At 39.7% G+C, this 18,981-nt stretch carries 17 protein-coding genes; 11 read left to right on the top strand and 6 right to left on the bottom strand.

From position 1 onward, the window contains the following. Positions 1-83: 83 nt before the first annotated feature. The 3 genes from metI to BW964_RS04185 are packed head-to-tail and all read right to left on the bottom strand — an operon-like array spanning position 84 to position 2,780. Entirely contained in the window at positions 84-740 is a 657-nt protein-coding gene (gene metI, locus BW964_RS04195) for a methionine ABC transporter permease MetI (protein ID WP_076504960.1), read from the bottom strand. Further along, positions 733-1,761, bottom strand: coding sequence for a methionine ABC transporter ATP-binding protein (locus BW964_RS04190; RefSeq protein WP_076504959.1), 1,029 nt, complete (start codon positions 1,759-1,761; stop codon positions 733-735). Before BW964_RS04190 ends, metI begins: the two co-directional genes overlap by 8 nt. A gap of 23 nt (positions 1,762-1,784) precedes the next feature. Beyond that, positions 1,785-2,780, bottom strand: coding sequence for an EamA family transporter (locus tag BW964_RS04185; protein WP_076504957.1), 996 nt, complete (start codon positions 2,778-2,780; stop codon positions 1,785-1,787). A gap of 555 nt (positions 2,781-3,335) precedes the next feature. Here BW964_RS04185 and BW964_RS04180 point away from each other — a divergent pair. The 5 genes from BW964_RS04180 (at position 3,336) to BW964_RS04160 (ending at position 7,514) form a co-directional block, all read left to right on the top strand. After that, complete coding sequence (locus BW964_RS04180) at positions 3,336-3,629, top strand: GNAT family N-acetyltransferase (protein WP_076504956.1); 294 nt, start codon at positions 3,336-3,338, stop codon at positions 3,627-3,629. A gap of 145 nt (positions 3,630-3,774) precedes the next feature. Then, entirely contained in the window at positions 3,775-5,385 is a 1,611-nt protein-coding gene (locus tag BW964_RS04175; protein WP_076504954.1) for a Na+/H+ antiporter, read from the top strand. Positions 5,386-5,427: 42 nt separating this feature from the next. Then, the gene (locus BW964_RS04170; RefSeq protein ID WP_076504952.1) at positions 5,428-5,739 is read left to right on the top strand and encodes a hypothetical protein; all 312 of its coding nucleotides are present in this window, start codon (positions 5,428-5,430) and stop codon (positions 5,737-5,739) included. Positions 5,740-5,875: 136 nt separating this feature from the next. Further along, positions 5,876-6,751: a pirin family protein gene (locus BW964_RS04165; protein ID WP_076504950.1), complete on the top strand. Its 876-nt coding sequence runs from the start codon at positions 5,876-5,878 to the stop codon at positions 6,749-6,751. A 49-nt stretch (positions 6,752-6,800) separates the two neighbouring features. Beyond that, on the top strand, positions 6,801-7,514 hold the full coding sequence (locus BW964_RS04160) for a M17 family peptidase N-terminal domain-containing protein (RefSeq protein WP_076504948.1): 714 nt from the start codon (positions 6,801-6,803) through the stop codon (positions 7,512-7,514). Positions 7,515-7,799: 285 nt separating this feature from the next. On the opposite strand, the gene BW964_RS04155 is transcribed toward BW964_RS04160, so the two are convergent. Then, positions 7,800-8,348 carry an REP-associated tyrosine transposase gene (locus BW964_RS04155; protein WP_076504946.1) on the bottom strand — a complete coding sequence of 183 codons (549 nt, stop codon included), beginning with the start codon at positions 8,346-8,348 and terminating at the stop codon, positions 7,800-7,802. 358 nt (positions 8,349-8,706) lie between these two features. Between BW964_RS04155 and BW964_RS04150 the strand changes: the two genes are divergently transcribed. After that, positions 8,707-10,830 (top strand): type IA DNA topoisomerase, encoded by a 2,124-nt coding sequence (locus BW964_RS04150; RefSeq protein ID WP_076504945.1) that lies wholly within the window; start codon positions 8,707-8,709, stop codon positions 10,828-10,830. A 372-nt stretch (positions 10,831-11,202) separates the two neighbouring features. Here BW964_RS04150 and BW964_RS04145 read toward each other — a convergent pair whose 3' ends face one another. Together BW964_RS04145 and BW964_RS04140 are read right to left on the bottom strand one after the other, a co-directional pair. Further along, a complete protein-coding gene (locus BW964_RS04145) occupies positions 11,203-11,604 on the bottom strand; it encodes a hypothetical protein (RefSeq protein ID WP_084175591.1) in 402 nt (133 codons plus the stop codon). A gap of 88 nt (positions 11,605-11,692) precedes the next feature. Continuing rightward, positions 11,693-12,562, bottom strand: a complete 870-nt coding sequence (locus BW964_RS04140; RefSeq protein WP_076504942.1) for an AraC family transcriptional regulator — start codon at positions 12,560-12,562, stop codon at positions 11,693-11,695. Positions 12,563-12,664: 102 nt separating this feature from the next. Between BW964_RS04140 and BW964_RS04135 the strand changes: the two genes are divergently transcribed. The 5 genes from BW964_RS04135 (at position 12,665) to BW964_RS04115 (ending at position 18,969) form a co-directional block, all read left to right on the top strand. Beyond that, entirely contained in the window at positions 12,665-14,071 is a 1,407-nt protein-coding gene (locus tag BW964_RS04135) for an aldehyde dehydrogenase family protein (protein ID WP_076504940.1), read from the top strand. A gap of 18 nt (positions 14,072-14,089) precedes the next feature. Beyond that, positions 14,090-15,640: a GMC family oxidoreductase gene (locus BW964_RS04130; RefSeq protein WP_076504939.1), complete on the top strand. Its 1,551-nt coding sequence runs from the start codon at positions 14,090-14,092 to the stop codon at positions 15,638-15,640. A gap of 156 nt (positions 15,641-15,796) precedes the next feature. Further along, positions 15,797-16,219 carry a PaaI family thioesterase gene (locus tag BW964_RS04125; protein WP_076504937.1) on the top strand — a complete coding sequence of 141 codons (423 nt, stop codon included), beginning with the start codon at positions 15,797-15,799 and terminating at the stop codon, positions 16,217-16,219. Between the two features lie 110 nt (positions 16,220-16,329). Next, positions 16,330-16,674 carry a phage holin family protein gene (locus tag BW964_RS04120; protein WP_076504935.1) on the top strand — a complete coding sequence of 115 codons (345 nt, stop codon included), beginning with the start codon at positions 16,330-16,332 and terminating at the stop codon, positions 16,672-16,674. Positions 16,675-16,974: 300 nt separating this feature from the next. Then, positions 16,975-18,969 carry a S9 family peptidase gene (locus tag BW964_RS04115; protein WP_076504933.1) on the top strand — a complete coding sequence of 665 codons (1,995 nt, stop codon included), beginning with the start codon at positions 16,975-16,977 and terminating at the stop codon, positions 18,967-18,969. Positions 18,970-18,981: the final 12 nt, after the last annotated feature.

Raw genomic sequence — 18,981 nt, 5'->3', positions numbered from 1 at the left:
TTTTTATCATTAAAAGGGGGCTTCGAGTGTCTCAGCCACCTTTTATTAATTAGATTTATATATTAAATTTCTGAGTCTTTAACTTACCTGTGATCAAATTTCTTCGCCAATCGGTCTCCCGCAAACTGTATGATAAACACCAGTGCTACCAAAAGCACCAATACCACATTCATAATCACCGCGTCATAACCAATGTAGCCGTATTGATACCCAATCTGTCCCAGTCCGCCGGCTCCCAGTGCGCCACCCATTGCAGAATAACCTACCAGAGTGATCAGGGTAATAGCAGCATTGTTGATCAGGGAAGGAAGTGCTTCCGGAAGCAATACTTTCTGGATGATCTGTAAAGGAGATGCACCCAGGGCTCTGGCTGTTTCTATCAAACCATGCGGAACCTCAAGAAGGCTGTTTTCTACCAGTCTGGCAATAAACGGAGCAGCTCCTACACTTAGAGGAACCAATGCTGCATTCATTCCTATTGAAGTTCCTATGATCACTCTTGTAAAAGGGATCATCCAGACAATTAAAATAATAAATGGAATAGACCGGAAAATATTGACCAGAATAGAAGTTATTCTGTAGTAAGCTGCACTTTCCAACAGTTGTCCTTTCCTTGTTAAAAACAGGAGAATCCCCACCGGAAGTCCCAAAACAAATCCAAAAAATCCCGAAACAAACGTCATATAAATCGTTTCCCAAAGTCCCTTTCCCAAAAGAGCAATTACCGAATCACTAAGCATATCCTTTTACTGTATTTTGAATTTTATTCTGGTTAAAATAATAGATGGCTTTCTGATTCTCTTCGGTTTTACCCTGAAGCTGAAGCAGCAGTTTTCCGAAATTGGAATCACCCAGATATTCTACATCGGCTTTCAGAAGTCGGTACGGTATTTTATATTGATCGTAAAGCGTTGAAAGTAGTTTTTCAACACTGATATGTTCATTGAGTTCTATTTCAACCAGCGGAAATAAACCATCCTGTGGTTCTTTCTGCAGTCTTTTATTGAGTTCCTGAGGAATCGTCATGATATCTGAATTTATAAATTGACGGATCACCGGATTTTCTTTATCCGAGATGATCTCGCTTAATGTTCCTTTTGCTAATAATTTGCCTTTGTCGATAACAGCCACGTGATTGCAGACTGCTTTGATAACTTCCATTTCATGCGTGATCAGCAGAATAGTGATGCCAAGTCTTTGATTGATATCCCTTAAAAGCTGAAGAATGGACTGTGTGGTCGCCGGATCCAGAGCACTCGTGGCTTCGTCACAGAGAAGAAGATAAGGGTCATTCGCTAAGGCCCTTGCAATGGCGACTCTCTGTTTTTGGCCTCCGGAAAGGCTTTTGGGGTAATCATTGGCTTTTTCTTCCAATCCTACAATCTTCAGCAGTTCATTGACTTTTCTGTTGATCTCATCTTTACTGACATGATCCAGTTCCAATGAAAGGGCTACATTATCAAAAACTGTTCTAGATGAAAGCAGATTGAAATGCTGGAAGATCATCCCGATTTTTTTTCGTTCACCTGCAAGCTGTTTTGAACTCAATTGGGTGAAATCTCTTCCGTTAATGATAATCTGGCCCTCATCTGGTCTTTCCAGAAGATTGACGGTACGGATCAGGGTGCTTTTTCCTGCTCCGGAAAATCCGATGATCCCAACAATATCTCCTTTCTCAACACTGAGGCTTACCTGGTCCAGTGCTTTGAAAGACTGCTTTTTCTGATGAAATGTCTTTGAAATGTTCTTTATTTCTATCATTTTTTAATGTATAGTTTAATTTTTTAAATAGGCTGATACGGTCGTACACTTTTGTTAACCAGTCGCTTCAGTCTTCTTATTTTCACTTTCGAGCGTTTCGAAAGCCTGAAATATTTGGTCACATTGGTAAGCAGTACCCCCAATAATATAACGGACAAGCCGTACAGCTGGCTTCCGTTAATCGTTTGTCCGGCTACCATCCAACCTGCCAATACCGTAACAATGGGGTTAATATAAGTATGGGTACTTACCAAAGCTGCCGGCTTTACAGAAAGCAACCATATATAAGATAAATAAGCTACAATAGATCCGAAGAATACCAGAAACAGTACACCCGCCCATGCCGATGCCGGAACATTGGAGAATGAAAAACCGTGCCATTCTTGTCTGAAAGATGCAATAATAAAGGAAGCAACCCCGGCGGTGATAAGCTGCTGGGCAATATTCATAAAGGTAGACTGCGACGCCGGGTTTTTCTTTGAATATAAAGATCCCAGAACCCATGCCACTGAGCTTAAGGCCAGAACAATGAAGGCTGTGATTCGGAGGTTACCGTCGACGGCTGTATGATGAGCGCTTGAAACACTTCCGTTCAGGAATAAAATCAGTCCTACAAAACCTATAATCAGTCCTATCGGGATAAATTTGTCTGAAAAATAATATTTCCAGTTTTTCTTATCAATAGCAATGAACCAGAACGGGCCTGTTGCAATGGCAATTGCTGCTTCAGAAGCTGATACATACTGTTCTCCCCAGGCTACCAAACCCGTTCCACCGGTAAGAATCAATATTCCAGTGATGGCATTCTTTTTCCAATTAGTTAGGGAATTGGCTTTTTCACCCTTAGCCAACAGCCATCCGATCATCAGCAATCCTGCTGCTAAAAAGCGGAATCCGGAAAGAATAAACGGGGGAAATCCTTTCAGACCAAATGAAATCGCGAGGAATGTAATTCCCCAAATAACGTAAATATTGATAAATGCCACCGGCACCAGCCAGCTGTTTTTAGAACTGCTCATGATGTATGTTTTTATAGGATGTGTATTAAAATAAAAAGGCCCTACAACGTGGTAAGGCCTTTAGAAATATGTGATATAAAAGTAAGGTCAGCCACGGAATTTCTGATGCATAGGCATACAGTTGAACATCATCATAGTTTTGATGTTTTGTTTCTTAAGTGATTGATGTTTAAATCCTTGTTTCATTTTGTTTTCTTTTCCTGAATACGGTTGCAAATATAGAACATATATTTTTATTAGTCCACTAAAACAATAGACTTTTTGATTTTTTTTATTGGTGAAGTGTTTAACGAATTGTTTTTCAGATGATTAATTTTATTTAATCAAGGTTTGAAATAAGTTGAGTTGTATGGATTTCGTGATAATTTGTATTGAAAAAAGTGAATTCTGCAGTTTGAAGATGATCATTATAGCAGATGAACATATCCGGGAGATTCCTCAAACAGTCAAAGTAAAATACCATAAAAGAGTAGTGCCGGTACCGAAGTTATCATAGATCATTACTCAGCTTTAATAAAGATCATAATTTTGAATTATTAATTAAAAGCTTAAAAAATGGAAAGAACAGAAATCGTTTTAGGAAATGTGAGAGGAGAGATTCAGCTTTTCTCAGATGATCATAAAGCTGGGAAAATGGACATTTCAGTAATCGGGAAAAAATTAACGGTTTATCATACAGAAGTTGATCCTGAACATGAAGGAAAAGGCTTTGCCAAAATATTACTGGAAAGACTGGTTTCTTATGCAAGAGAAAATGATCTGAAAATTGTACCGCTATGTCCGTACGTTCACTTACAGTTCAAACGTCATCCTGATGACTACAACGATGTTTGGCTGAAAGAAAATTAATCAAATTTAAAAAGGTTGATCTTACTTGCATGCAATAATCGTTTGCCAATAACTGGAAACCTATTATAGGAACGCTCTATCTAAAAAAACAAAAATCTCAGACGCCACCGGGCCTAACCTCTAACTTCTAATCTCTACACAAAAAATGCACGAACACCTCCTTCTAATCCTCGGACTCTTACTCGTTGTCATGCTGCTGGTGATGCTGGCACAGCGCATTAAAATCGCCTATCCTATATTTTTGGTATTGGCGGGATTGGGAATCAGCTTTATTCCCGGAGTTCCTGTTTTAAAATTAGATCCCGAGATTATTTTCCTGATCTTCTTGCCTCCACTTTTATATGAAGCGGCCTGGTATACTTCCTGGAATGATTTCTGGAAATGGAAAAGAACGATTTCGCTGATGGCTTTTGGTTTGGTGTTTTTAACGTCTATAGTGGTTGCTTTTGCTGCTCAGTCTTTAATTCCGGGGTTCACGCTGGCTTTAGGATTTTTACTGGGAGGAATTGTTTCACCACCGGACGCTGTAGCGGCCACCACGGTTTTAAAAGGATTAAAAGTTCCGAAAAGAACCATTGCAATGCTGGAAGGCGAAAGCCTGATCAATGATGCTTCATCGCTGATTGTTTTCAGGTTTGCTTTGGCAGCGGTGATGACGGGCGTATTTTCCATGCAGGAAGCAACAGGTCAGTTTTTTCTTGTCGCTGGAATGGGAATCGTAGTAGGAATTGTTGGGGCTCATATTTTCTACGCCATTCATCGGTTTTTGCCCACTACTCCGGCGATCGATGCGGCACTTACCGTCATGACCCCTTATATTTTATTTCTGGGGGCAGAACATTTTCATTTTTCAGGAGTGATGGCCGTTGTAAGTGGCGGGTTGTTTATGTCTTTCCGTTCCCATGAGATTTTTAAAACGGGAACCACCAGAATCAATATGACAGGCGTTTGGAATACCCTCATTTTTGTGATGAATGCATTAGTCTTTGTATTGATCGGATTGGAACTTCCCGATATCATCAATGGTTTGGGCGAAACATCCTTGATGGAAGGCATAAAATATGGATTGATCATCAGTTTGATTGTCATTCTCGTTCGTCTGCTATGGATTTATCCCGTAGCTCATATTCCGAGATGGCTGAGCAAAAAAGTACGTCAGGATCCCAGTCCGGGCTGGAAAAATCCCTTGATCATTGGTTGGGCAGGGATGCGTGGGGTTGTTTCGCTTGCTACAGCACTGTCCATTCCGGTGATGATGAATGATCAGGCTGAATTTCCACTGAGAAATCTGATCATCTTCATTACGTTTGTCGTCATTTTTGTAACCTTGGTTTTCCAGGGACTCACACTTCCTTTGATTATTAAATTAACCAAAATTGGAGAAATTGATCCTATTTTACCTTCTCACGAACAGCAGGCAGGAATTCAGATACGACTGGATCAACTGGCAGTCGACCGATTGAATGAGAAATATGAAAAAAACTTAACAGGCAATAGTTTGGTTGAAAATTTAAAGGATAATCTTCAAAATGATATCCAATTGCATCAGAGTCATTTAAGTTCTCTTGAAACATGCTCCAACAGACAGAATGACCTTAAAGAATACCATCAGATTGTGCTGGATATATTTGCTTTACAACGAAAAGAACTGTTCAGATTGAAAAGAGAAAAGCTTTTCAGCGATGATGAGATCCGAAAAGCAGAATCCCAACTGGATTTAAATGAATTAAAAATTACAGGAAATAAGCATTTATAATTGTAAAACTTAACATCCTTGCCTTTTAAAAACAAGATAAAAATGAAAACATTACAATTTTTAGTCATCGGAAAAAATCAGGAAATTCTTGAAACTTTAAAAAGAATCATCGAAAATAATGAAGGCTGGAAAGCTGAGATCCAAAGCAATGAATCGGTATGCTATGATTATATTAAAGACAATCAGGTGGATATCGTACTCTTAAGTTCAGGGCTGGAAGATCAGTTTGAAAGAGATATAAAAAGATTCTGTGAAGAGTCAGATCAAGACGTTAAAGTGATCGATCATTACGGTGGAGGAAGCGGACTTTTAAAGAACGAAGTTTACAGCCTTTTCCCCGATCTGCAGCCATAAACTGAGTCAATGTTTGAAAATATTATCCGGAAAAATCCGCCGATTTATAAGTCTCACTGAAGAAGAACCAGTTAAATACACAGGATGATACATCACCATAAATTTGCACCATCAAAACAAAAAAATAACTAAAGATATGGACAGAAAAGATTTTTTAAAGAAAGGTTTATTGGGAACAGGGATGTTTGTAGCCTCTGCTTCTCTTGGAAATACGATGAAAAATGAAATAGACGAGATCGAGCCTCTGGAGCCTATCGGATACAATCATTTACCTAATCCGGAATCAAAAATTAAAGATAATTCAATCATTCATAAAGCAGATTCGAGAGGAAAAGCAGATCATGGTTGGTTGGTAAGTAACCACACCTTCAGTTTCGCCAATTATCATAATCCTGAAAGAATGCATTTTGGAGTGCTGAGGGTTTTAAATGATGATAAAGTAGAAGCGGGCAGAGGCTTTGGAACCCATCCTCATGATAATATGGAGATCATCAGTATTCCACTGGAGGGAGATCTTGAGCACAAAGATAATATGGGAAATACCACGGTGATCAAAAGTGGAGATATTCAGGTCATGAGTGCAGGAACTGGCATTATGCACAGTGAGTTTAATAAGAACACGGATCAATCGGTCAAATTCCTTCAGATCTGGGTATATCCAAATAAGAGAAATGTAAGTCCGAGATATGATCAGATTACTCTAGACAAAACAAAAAGCTACAGTACGTTTCAGCAGATTCTTTCACCCAATGCAGATGATGATGGTGTATGGATTCATCAGGATGCATGGTTTCATTTAGGACGTTTTGATCAGGAGGCAGAAATCAATTATCAGATCAGAAAAAAAGGAAATGGGGTCTATGTTTTCCTGTTAAAAGGAACAGCAGAGATCGAAGGTCAATCACTGGAAGAAAGAGACGGTTTCGGAGTTTGGGATATTTCAGAGCTGAATATTAAAGCAACAGCAGAAAACACGGAGATTCTATTAATGGATGTTCCCATGACAATGTAATCTGAACATAGTACCCATCATATTTAAAGGAATATTGAAAACCGATACCATGAAAAATAAATTAAAACAATCACTTATCATCTTAGGATTGCTATTCTCTATCACAGGTTTTGCACAAACGGCAAAAACCATCCCTATCGGAACCGCAAAAAACTGGGGCTCAGTGGATGGGATTTCCATTATAGGGCTGGTTCAGGGTCCAACGTCGGCAGAAGCACAATTACAGGTGGCTTGTGTTTTTGAATACACAGAAAATGATATTCACAGCGCGCAAGCTTTACCAGCCAGCTTAAATGGTTTAGTGCATCTGGATGACGCATTAAAAGGTGAATTGACAAAAATCAGAAAGTCCGGACAGTTTAAAGGGCATTCGTTGGAAACCCTTCTCATGACACCTCCTGAAGGTTCTATGTCTGCCAAAAAACTATTGCTGATCGGTTTGGGCGACCGCAATAATTTCACTCCGGAACTAATGACTTCAGTGGGCGAAGTGGCTGCCCGTGAAGCCATGAGATTAGGTGTGACCAACTTCGCATTGGCCAGCGATCTGAAAGATGCCGGAATAGATTCTCCAACCGCTTTGGTAGCCGGGAATGTAGTCAAAGGCATTATGTTGGCCCACCGTTCCGAAACCTATCTTAAAGAACATCAACTTTCCAATACCAGAAAACTGGAAAAAGTATATATGCTGGCAGGTCCTTCTTTTTTTGAAGTGGCAGGCGGCGGGATCCAAGAGGTGATTGCTGAAGTGAATAAAAAATAATGAATTTATTTTCGTTACTATTGTGAAGGCTCTCCTTTTTTAAGGGGAGTTTTTTGTTATAATCATTAGCACGAGCGGGACGCTCGCGCTAGCAACGTATTTACATGTCTAACGTGTATCCGCTGTTGTCCCCATCTGCTGGCGCGAGCGTCCCGCTCGTGCCCACGAATAAAACCCATCTACAATATATCTACTATATTCATTAAACCTTTAACTTAAAAATATGTATACAATCAAATTTATTCTGCTGGAATAAACGTTCTCCCCGCTCGTGCCCGTCATAGTTTAATTCATATCAATGTTCATTACATTCTCATCACTTTCGTAATAATTTCTTGCACTACTGTATTTCCATTCATAAGGTTGCAAAACAAAACCGCTTTTTACAGGATTTTCATGTACATAATTGAGTTTTTGCTCGAAAACTTTTAAAGACCAGATTTCTATGGGCTGATTATTTTGCTGCCAAAATTGATAATTCTGAATATTTGGATTTTTTTCGCCGGCTTTTTTAAACATCCACATAAGCCAATCTTTTCTACTTTCCTGACTGTTCTCTTTAATAGCATTGATCATTTGTTTTGATGTAAAGCCTTTAAAATCTCTTATTAAGTCTGACGGATTTTCATTTGCAGCCCGAAAAATTAAGTGAATATGACTTGGCATAATGCAATATCCAAAAATAATCATTCCTTTATTTTTACGGCAATAGTTTAATGAACTAATGATGATATCGAAATATTCTATTCGTGTAAAAATATCGATCCAAAAAACAGTAGCAAAACTTATAAAATAAGCTCCGTCTTTTTCTTTAAATTTATATTTTCTGCTCATTTAATAAAAATAATAAAAAGATAATTAAAATTGAATAAAATGAGAGTATAGCACGAGCGGGACGCTCGCGCTAGCGTAGTGCTTATATGTTGAACAGCCGCATTGTCGGATATCCTCCTGCTCGCATCTGCTGGCGCGAGCGTCCCACTCGTGCTCATTACTAAACTCAATCCGCAACAGATCTACTACTATTCATTTAACCTTAATCCAAAACATTTATATTAATACAATCAAACCTCTTCCGCAGGAATAAACGTCCATGCTCATCCCTGTAATTTTCAAACATCAACTCCCAACTAAATTAGCAAAATCCAAAAAAAATCCCGACTTTTGTCCCCCTTCAATAATTCCGAAATTCATGAAACTTTGTATTGCCGAAAAGCCCAGTGTTGCCAGAGATATCGCCAAAGTATTAGGTGCTACCATGCCTAAACAGGGCTATATGGAAGGTAACGGATACTGTGTGACATGGACCTTCGGACACCTTTGTACCTTAAAAGAACCTCATGATTATGGTCCTCAGTACAAATCCTGGAATTTGTTTTTACTGCCGATCATTCCAGCCAGTTTTGGGATCAAATTAATTCCCAATAAAGGCGTTGAAAACCAGTTTAAAGTGATTGAAAGATTGGTGGAAGAATGTGATGAGGTCATTAACTGTGGTGATGCCGGGCAGGAGGGAGAGCTTATTCAGCGCTGGGTTTTGCAGAAAGCAAAATGCACCAAACCTGTTCAGCGTTTATGGATCTCGTCCCTTACCGAAGAAGCGATCAAAGAAGGATTTGCCAATCTGAAACCTGCTGAAGATTACAAAAATCTGTATCTGGCGGGAAATGCAAGAGCCATAGGCGACTGGCTGTTGGGAATCAATGCTACAAGATTATTTACCAAAAAGTTTGGCGGAAACAAGGCCGTCCTTTCTATTGGAAGAGTGCAGACTCCTACCTTGGCCATGCTGGTTCAGCGTCAGAAAGAAATTGACGCCTTCAATACCGAAGAATATTGGGAACTTAAAACCAAATACCGCGACGTTATTTTCAATGCAGCCATTGATCGTCTGAAAACCTTAGACCGTGCTGAAAAAGGACTTGAATACCTTAAATTAAATCCTTTTGAAATTGTCTCTTTTGAAATTAAAGAAGGAAAAGAAAAAAATCTCAGACTTTTCGATTTGACAGGACTTCAGGTGGAAGCCAATAAAAAATATGGCTATTCCGCAGAAAACACGTTAAATTATATCCAAAGTCTGTACGAAAAAAAGCACGTGACCTATCCGCGTGTAGATACCACTTATCTATCCGAAAGTCTGTATCCGAAAATAGAAGGCATCCTTCGCAAAATGCATTTTTATCAGGATCTGATTTCCCCATTGCTGGAAGCCCCTATTCCCAGGTCAAAAGCAGTTTTTGATGATACGAAAGTGACCGATCACCATGCGATTATCCCAACTGAAGTTCCGCCTTCCCAAAATCTGAGCAGAGAAGAGAAGTTGATTTATGATCTTATTGCCAAACGTTTTATCTCAGTGTTTTACCCCGAATGTAAGATTTCAAATACTTTGGTGGAAGGAAAAGTAGGAACGATTCCCTTTAAAACAAGTGGAAGACAGGTTCTGGAACCGGGATGGAGAGCCGTTTACGCCAAAGAACCCAAAGAAGAATCTGCAGATAAAGAAAAAGAGAAAGAAGAAGAACAGTCCATTCCGGAATTTACCGTTGGAGAAACCGGACCCCACGATCCGATGATCCATCAGGGAAAAACCACACCACCCAAACCCTACACCGAAGCAACGTTGCTGAGAGCAATGGAAACAGCCGGAAAACAGGTGGATGATGAAGAACTGAGAGAACTTTTGAAAAATAACGGAATCGGAAGACCTTCCACCCGTGCCAACATCATTGAAACCCTTTTCAAAAGAAAATATATAGAGAAAAAAAGAAAAAATCTCATTGCTACTCCAACCGGAATGCAGCTGATCGATACCATTGAGGACGAACTGCTGAAAAGCCCCGAATTAACCGGAGAATGGGAGTCAAAACTTCGTAAAATTGAAAGCGGTGAATATGAAGCCAACCGGTTTAAAGAAGAACTGATTCAGATGGTCACGGAACTGACCGAAAAAGTGGTATATGGAAAAGGAAAAGTAATCACGTTATACGAAGAAAAAGAAGAAGTAAAAGAAAAGAAAAAACGCGAACCAGCCGTCAAAAAAGAACTTCAATCCTGGGAAGAAACCCAATGTCCAAAATGTAAAGAACACCATCTGATCAAAGGGAAAGCAGCGGTGGGATGTTCCGATTTCAAAAACTGTGGTTTTAAAATCACCTTTGATATTTTCGGAAAGAAACTTTCGGATAAACAGCTTTTAGATCTCGTTTTAAAAGGAAAAACATCAAAACTGAAAGGCTTCAGTACCCATTCTGAAAGCTTGACGGAAGGTATCCTGACCATTGGAGAAGATTTCCAGGTACAGCTTGCCTGAGAATTTTAAATTCTAAAAACCCGCTCAATCAGCCATAATCGCGAAATTAAAACACATAAACATTTTAATCTCACTCACCCTCAAACACAAGATTGTCAAAATTCCTGAAAATCAAAAACCCAACAAAGATAACCATGGAAGGACAAAGAATTCCCCTCCTCCGGAGGGGTGGCAAATCAAAGATTTGACGGGGTGGTACAATACATCACAACATACCTTACCAACAAAAGCTTAAAATAAAAAAATCATAATATAAATTCCTCCCGAATGTGGAGAATACGAGAATCGAACCCGTCAACGTTAGACTTCCAGTCAAACGCGCCATTGTTTTTTATATAGTATGCTTGGGCTCTCAGGTCCCGCTCATTACCCTCACCTAAACAACTTACCATACCATCCTCCGATATCTTTTTTTATAACATCATAATATTTACACAGCACCTGAGCCAATTCAAGCTCCGATCTTTCAGATTTATAAGTGTTTAAAGTCAGGTAACCGAAAAAGTTTCCGCCCTGATCAACAATAGTCGGAGGGTACGAAGCATAACTGTTCCAAGGAGAATACGTACTGTATGCACTTCCATAGTTTCCATAATTATTCCAGATGGATTTTGAACTGTAAACATTTCCATAATCACCATACGTATTCCAAACTGAATTTTTATCAAAAGTATCGCAGTTTAAACATCCCAGATATTGATCTTGATGGGAACCTCCGTAAAGATGAAGGGTCTGCGCCTGAAAAGCAAAACTCATCAGAAGCCATAAACACATAAAAATCCTTTTACAATACATAAAGAAATCACTTGATGACAAAGCTAATCTTTTGAACTGAAAAGATGAATGTCAGTTAACTTTGATTTTAATTGACGGTAAATTTTTTCGGAGACTTTCCGGTCATCTGAGTGAATTTCCGGTAAAAATATTCCAGGGTATTAAAACCGGATTCAAAACAGATATTTTTAATGCCCATCTCCGGCGTATGGATCAGCAGTTGTTTGGCGTGTTCTATTCTCAGTTCAATAATATATTCTACCGGACTGCAGTTGTAGGACTGTTTAAACTTTTTAAACAGGTTGGCATCACTCATTCCTGCAATAGAAGCCAATTGTTTTATCGTGATTGGTTCTCTGTAATTTTGTTTGATAAAATGAACCACGTCCTGGAGTTCACGCTGGATATGATCTGTCGTAGTATGGTGCAGAAGGATATGCTTCGCATTGGTTTTCATCAGCTCATAAATCAGTTCTTTAAGACTTAAGCTTAAAAGAAAATCTGATGTTCCGTAGATACTTTCATCAATTCTTCTGTTGTAGAGATTCGTTAAACTCCTCCATAAAGATTCATCGGAACTTACAAACTTTTTAACGGCATTCTGGTTCATCATGATTCCTGTTTTATCCCAGTCAGGATGCCAGTTTTCAATCACCTCCGAAAAAACATGGTCAATATATTCCTGTTCTATATCCAGGACAAGGCATTTTGTGGGAGTCTGGAAAACAGGATGAATATCGATGCTCAGTTCCTTATTGCAGGGAGGTATAAACACGCTCCTTTCCCTAAACTCAAAAGTTTCCTCTTCATTCCGGATGATCTTGCTGCCACTCAGCATGAGCGTCACCACAGGTTTTTCAAAAAAGAAGGGGAAATCATGGCAGACTACATTCGTTTCAAACACATTCAATTCTCCGAAAGGAATGCTGAAAACAGTTCTCTCTTCGATCTTTTCCATTATAATGTAGAGTTTAGGTTAAAAAATATAGAGAATAGGCAAATGATTTATATCATGTTTTTGCCATTTTCGGGCTATGTAAAATACAAAATAATTTGAAACATGGAAAATACGTCATTAGCAAAAGAATCTCAACCTACAGATACTGAATTTATCGCTCTGAATCCCTCTACATTAGAGGTTATCGGTAAAGTGATCAATACATCAAAACAAGAAATAGATGCCAAAATCGCCCAAGCCAAAATCGCCCAAAAAGAATGGTCAGCAAGGCCTGATGCAGAAAGAAAGGAAATCGTATTAAAAGTTGCAGAAGCTCTACAGAACAATTCAAAACATCTGGCAGAATGGATTACGCGTGAACAGGGAAAACCTTTTAACGGACCTGGTTCCCATTTCGAAATGCAGGCTTGTGTAGGATGGACCCAGGTTCCCGCATCACTGGATCTTCCTGAGGAAATTGTCTTTGAAGACGAAACCCGGAAAGACGTTTTGTATAGAAAACCAATTGGGGTGGTAGCAGCCATTGCACCGTGGAACTGGCCTCTTATGATTGCGATATGGCAGATCATTCCATCCATCAGAATGGGAAATACGGTGATCCTGAAACCTTCAGAATATACAACCTATGCTACGCTGGAAATGATCAAAGTAATCAACAGTGTGCTTCCTGAGAATGTTTTACAGGTGGTTACCGGCAGAGGAGATGTAGGCGCATACCTTACCGGACATCCTGAAATCGGTAAGATTATGTTTACAGGTTCAATTGCTACAGGGAAAAAAGTGATCGAAGCTTCTGCTAAAAATATGGCTCGCTTAACTTTAGAATGTGGAGGAAACGATGCCGGGATTATTTTACCGGGTCTTGATGTGACCAAACATATCGAAAACCTGTTTTGGGGCGCTTTTATCAATATGGGGCAGACCTGCGCCTGTTTAAAAAGGCTTTATGTGCACGAAGATGACTACGAAAAGGTGGTTCATGCGCTGTCTGAATATTCTTCCCCTATTCCGATGGGAAACTCAGCGGATGAAACCACTGTTTTAGGTCCGATACAGAATAAAATGCAGTACGATAAAATTCAGGATCTGATCCAAGATGCCGAAAATATCGGAGCCGATTTTATATTTACAGGTGAAAAACCTGATCTGGAAGGCTATTTCATTCCAGTCACACTGATCGGAAATGTGGATAATGGAGACAGAATTGTAGATGAAGAACAGTTCGGGCCGGTCCTGCCTGTCATCAAATATAAAACAGTAGAGGAAGCCATACAAAAAGCCAATGATTCAGAAACCGGTTTGGGGGCTTCCGTTTGGAGTGATCATCCCGATGAAGCGGCTCATGTGGCCAATCAGCTGGAGGCAGGAACTGTCTGGATCAATCAGCATGGCGCTATTCATCCTTTTGTACCGTTTGGAGGGGCAAAACAATCCGGCTATGGAGTAGAATTTGGAATCGAAGGACTGAAAGCCGTGACCATTCCCAAAATCATCAGCATTAAAAAGTAAAAAATCAAATTAAAACTTATGAAATACGATTTTATAGTGGTCGGATCCGGTTCGGCAGGAGCTGTAATAGCCAACAGATTAAGCGAAAACGAAAATATAAAGGTTCTTCTGTTAGAAGCAGGAGCCCATGATCAGGTTCCCGAAGTTCATGCACAGGCAGGATGGCCCGCCATCTGGAATACCGAGAGAGACTGGGCCTATCATACCGTTCCTCAGGAAAGCGCAGGAGGAAATACCCGATATTGGCCCCGCGGTAAAACGCTGGGAGGCTCAAGTTCTATCAATGGAATGATCTACATCAGAGGTCATCAGCAGGATTACGACCATTGGGCTTACAATGGATGCGTCGGCTGGGACTGGGAAAGTGTTTTGCCTTATTTTAAAAAATCTGAAACACATGAAGACGGAGGAGATGATATTCACGGAGGAAACGGGCCGCTTTTCGTAAGCCGCATCAAACATCCGAATCCTATTTCGATAAGTGCTATTGATGCCTGTAAAGAACTGGGATATCCCCTGACTGATGATTTCAATAAAAACATCTGGGGAGCAGGCCTTAATCATCTTAGTGTAGGAAAAGACGGACAAAGATGTTCTACAGCAAAAGCATTTTTAGACCCTGTCAGATCAAGACCCAATTTAGATATTTATACAGATGCGCTCGCCCAAAAATTAATTTTTGAAGGAGATCGCTGTACAGGCGTTCAATACCTGAAAAATGGAGAATTACTCGAAATAAAAGCCGAGAAAGAAGTCATTGTATCCTGTGGAACCATAGAATCTGCCAAACTTCTCATGATTTCAGGGATCGGGGACAAAGAAGAACTGGAATCCTTAGGAATTCCCGTCATAAAGGATTTAAAAGGAGTCGGTAAAAACCTTCAGGATCATCTTTTGACCAGTGTAATATTCAAAGCTAAAAAAGAAATTCCTGCTCCACAAGCCAATTTACTGGAAGCCCAGTTATTCTGGAAGAGCAAAGAAGAAATGGTTTTCCCCGATTTGCAGCCCTTATTTATGGGACTTCCGTATTACAGCCCCGGGTTCACTGGACCGGAAAATGCATTCACGTTTTGTGCAGGGTTTATCAGACCGGCAAGCAGGGGATACATCAAACTAACATCTTCTGATCCGGCAGCTCCACTGGAAATTAATCCAAAATATTTATCTGAAGAATCTGATGTGGAAGCACTTTACAGAGGGGTTGAAATCTGTCGTGAAATGGGACGCACAGAAGCTATGAAAGACTGGAATGACGGTGAAATCTATCCCGGAGAAGGAAAAACAAAAGAAGAAGTGATTGATTATATTAAAAACTCATGCTCTACCTATCATCATATGACCGGAACCTGTAAAATGGGGACAGACAGCCTTTCCGTTGTTGATCCAAGATTGAAAGTCTATGGCGTCAAAGGTTTGCGGGTGGCTGATGCCTCTGTGATGCCGGATGTTGTATCAGGAAATACCAATGCGCCTACCATTATGATTGGGGAAAAAGCAGCTGATATGATTAAAGAAGATCATAATCTGCAAATCCACAGTTCATCTGAAAAGTTATCGTTCGTTTAAATAGAGTATACCACTCAGATAAAGGGTCGTTTCACTTTTGGTGCCAGCGACCCTTTTATATTTTTGAATCAACAGAGTGAAAATCTTTGGTTAAAATTTCAAACAGGATGGAGATAAAAAACAGCAGAGCCCTTATCTTTGTTTAAAATAAAATTCATGACCCCGGAAAAAAAGAAACTGATGACAGACAGCTTCGGCCGTTCAGAGACCTTAAAATTCTATAATGCCGAATTACTGGAAGTAGACACCGGTTTCGTCTCCATTAAGATTCCTAAAATGGAAATGATGACCCGGAAAGCCGGAATGTTCAATGGGGCTATGATCGCTTCCCTGGTGGATGTCTCCTCAGGATATGCATCGGTAAGTCACTACAAAGACGATTGTTATGTAGTCACCGTCGAACTGAAGGTCAACTATCTTCGTCCCGCATTGGGAGATGCCCTGATATCGCGGTCTTACGTTATCAAAGGCGGAGCAAAGATCATTGTCGTAAGAACTGAAATTTATGTTCTTGATGAAAATACCGGATCCGAAAGTCATGTCGCCACTTCACTGGTAACCATGATGAGAATAAAGTAATGGAGATCGAAACTAAAAATATTACGTAAACAAAGAGTCTCACTGTATTTTTTCAATGTAAATGGAACAGGTTTTGCTCAATAAAGACCATAAACATTAAAAAATATAATATGAACTTAATTATCAGGCTGTTCATTACAGCCATCGTTGCGTATCTTCTGACCAAGGTACTACCGGGGGTACATTTCGAAGGATTTTCTTCGGCGATTATTTTTGCCATCGTATTGGGGGTATTAAATATTTTTGTAAAACCTATTCTGGGACTTTTCGGGTTGCCATTAACGATTATTACGTTAGGATTATTTGCCCTGGTGATCAACGCTGTGATCATTCTTATTGCAGATTATTTTATAGACAGTATGGTAGTAGACGGCTTCTGGTGGGCACTGATCTTTAGTGTGCTGCTGTCCTTTGTGACTTCACTGGCCAATTCCATGTTTTCAGATGGAGATTAATTGATCCCCTATAAATCCATATCATAAAGTCTGCTGTTTTTACGGCAGACTTTTTTGTTGCCTCGACTTTATGAAAGAATAGATCCAACCTTGAAAAAGGGGCCATGTAAAAATGTTTTATAATGATGAGTGTTATTTTTAAAAATATTCACTGGAAATACTGGATCAATCAAAACTTAAATGTTAATTCTTTCGCTCATCTTTATTTTAAATATTAACTTTGGCCATCTTTGAATTAAATAAAAGGAATCTGTGAAATCATAACGCTTTTACAGATCCGTTAAAAATCAATATCAACATATGAAACTTAAGTACAGTCTGCTGGCTCTGGCAGCTCCGCTTTTAATGAATGCACAACAACTCATGACGCCTGAAATTCTTTGGACTTTGAAAAAAGTTGGAGTGCAGGCCGTTTCACCGGATCAGGCTTCCCTGATTTATAAAATAGGACAGGTAGATCTGAAAACAGAAAAAACAAAAAGTGAAAACTACTTTCTCAATGTTCTGAATAACCAGTCTTCCAAAATAGATTTCGGTAAAAAAAACCTTATTCAGTGGGATAAAAACGGAATTTATGCACAGGAAGGAGACAAAATTTATCTGTCAAAAGATCATGGAAAAACCTGGTCAGAATTTTATACCATTGGTGAAGCCGATAATATTGTGATTTCTCCGGACGGTAAAAAAATTGCATTCAGCAAGCAGGTTCTGGTAGAAAAGTTAATGGGGAGAGACAAATACAGCGATACTCCTAAAACGACAGCACAGGTATACACAGACTTAAACCACAGACACTGGGACTATTTCAATGAAGGAAAATACAACCACGTATTTGTAGTGAATACCACAGATAAAGCGGAGTCTGCAAAAGATCTTTTAGAAGGAAAAACATGGGATTCTCCTCAGAGACCTTTCGGAGGAGCTGAAGATTTTATCTGGAGCCCGGATTCTTCACAGCTTTTATACGTTACAAAACCTAAAAGCGGTAAAGAATATTCTACAAGCACCAATACAGACATTTTTGCATACGACCTTGCTTCCGGAACCACAAAGAATATTACAGAATCCAATAAAGGATATGATGTAAATCCAAAATTCAGCCCGGACGGGAAATCTCTGATCTGGCAGAGTATGGCGAGAGACGGATATGAAGCGGACAAAAATGATGTGAAAATCATGGACTGGAAATCTGGAAAAACCACCAACCTTACTGCGGGTTGGGATGAAAGCGTTTCCGGAGATGTATTCTGGAGCGGTGATTCCAAAGTGATCTATTTTACAGCAGCATTCAAAGGAACAAAACAGCTGTTCTCTCTAGATCCTAAAGCCTCAAAAGTACAGCAGATCACTAAAGGTGATTTTGACGTTAACGAAATCTTTACCGATAATAAAACCTCACTTTTAGTAGGAAGAACAGACGTTAACCACGCAACGGAATTATTCTCTGTGAACGTGAAAAACGGAGAAATGAAGCAGGTAACCGAAGCCAATAAAGAAGCTTACGCTAAACTGGCGCAAGGGAAATCTGAACTGAAGATGGTAAAAACAACGGATGGAAAAGAAATGGGCGTATGGTTCCACTACCCACCGAACTTTGATCCGAATAAAAAATACCCTACACTGGTGTATTGCCAGGGAGGTCCGCAATCTGCACTGACACAATTCTTCAGTACGAGATGGAACTTCGCACTCATGGCTGCCAACGGATACATCGTAGTAGCACCCAACAGAAGAGGAATGCCGGGCTGGGGAACAAAATGGAATGAAGAAATTTCTAAAGACTGGGGCGGACAGCCGATGCGAGATTATCTGGCAGCAACAGACTACGCAAAAACATTACCTTATGTAGACGGTGAAAGAGTAGCGGCAGTAGGAGCAAGCTACGGAGGATACAGCGTATTTATGCTGGCCGGAATCCACGAAAACAGATTCAAAACATTCATCGCACATGATGGATTATTCGATATGAAATCCTGGTATCTTACTACAGAAGAACTTTGGTTTGCCAACTGGGACCTTGGTTCTCCATGGGAAAAACCACTTCCAAAAGCCTACACAGAATTCAACCCAAGCAATTTTGTTGAAAAATGGAACAAGCCGATCATGATCTTCCAGGGAGGAATTGATTTCCGTGTACCTTATGAGCAGGGGCAGGAAGCTTTCCAGGCAGCCAAATTAAGAGGATTGAAATCTAAATTGGTTTACTTCCCTAATGAAAATCACTGGGTACTTCATCCGCAAAACGGATTGGTATGGCAGAGAGAATTCTTCGACTGGCTGAAGGAAACTTTATAAAAATGAAAAAGA

The organism is Chryseobacterium shigense, from assembly GCF_900156575.1.
Lineage (GTDB): Bacteria > Bacteroidota > Bacteroidia > Flavobacteriales > Weeksellaceae > Chryseobacterium > Chryseobacterium shigense.
This window is presented reverse-complemented; position numbering and strand designations above follow the sequence as displayed.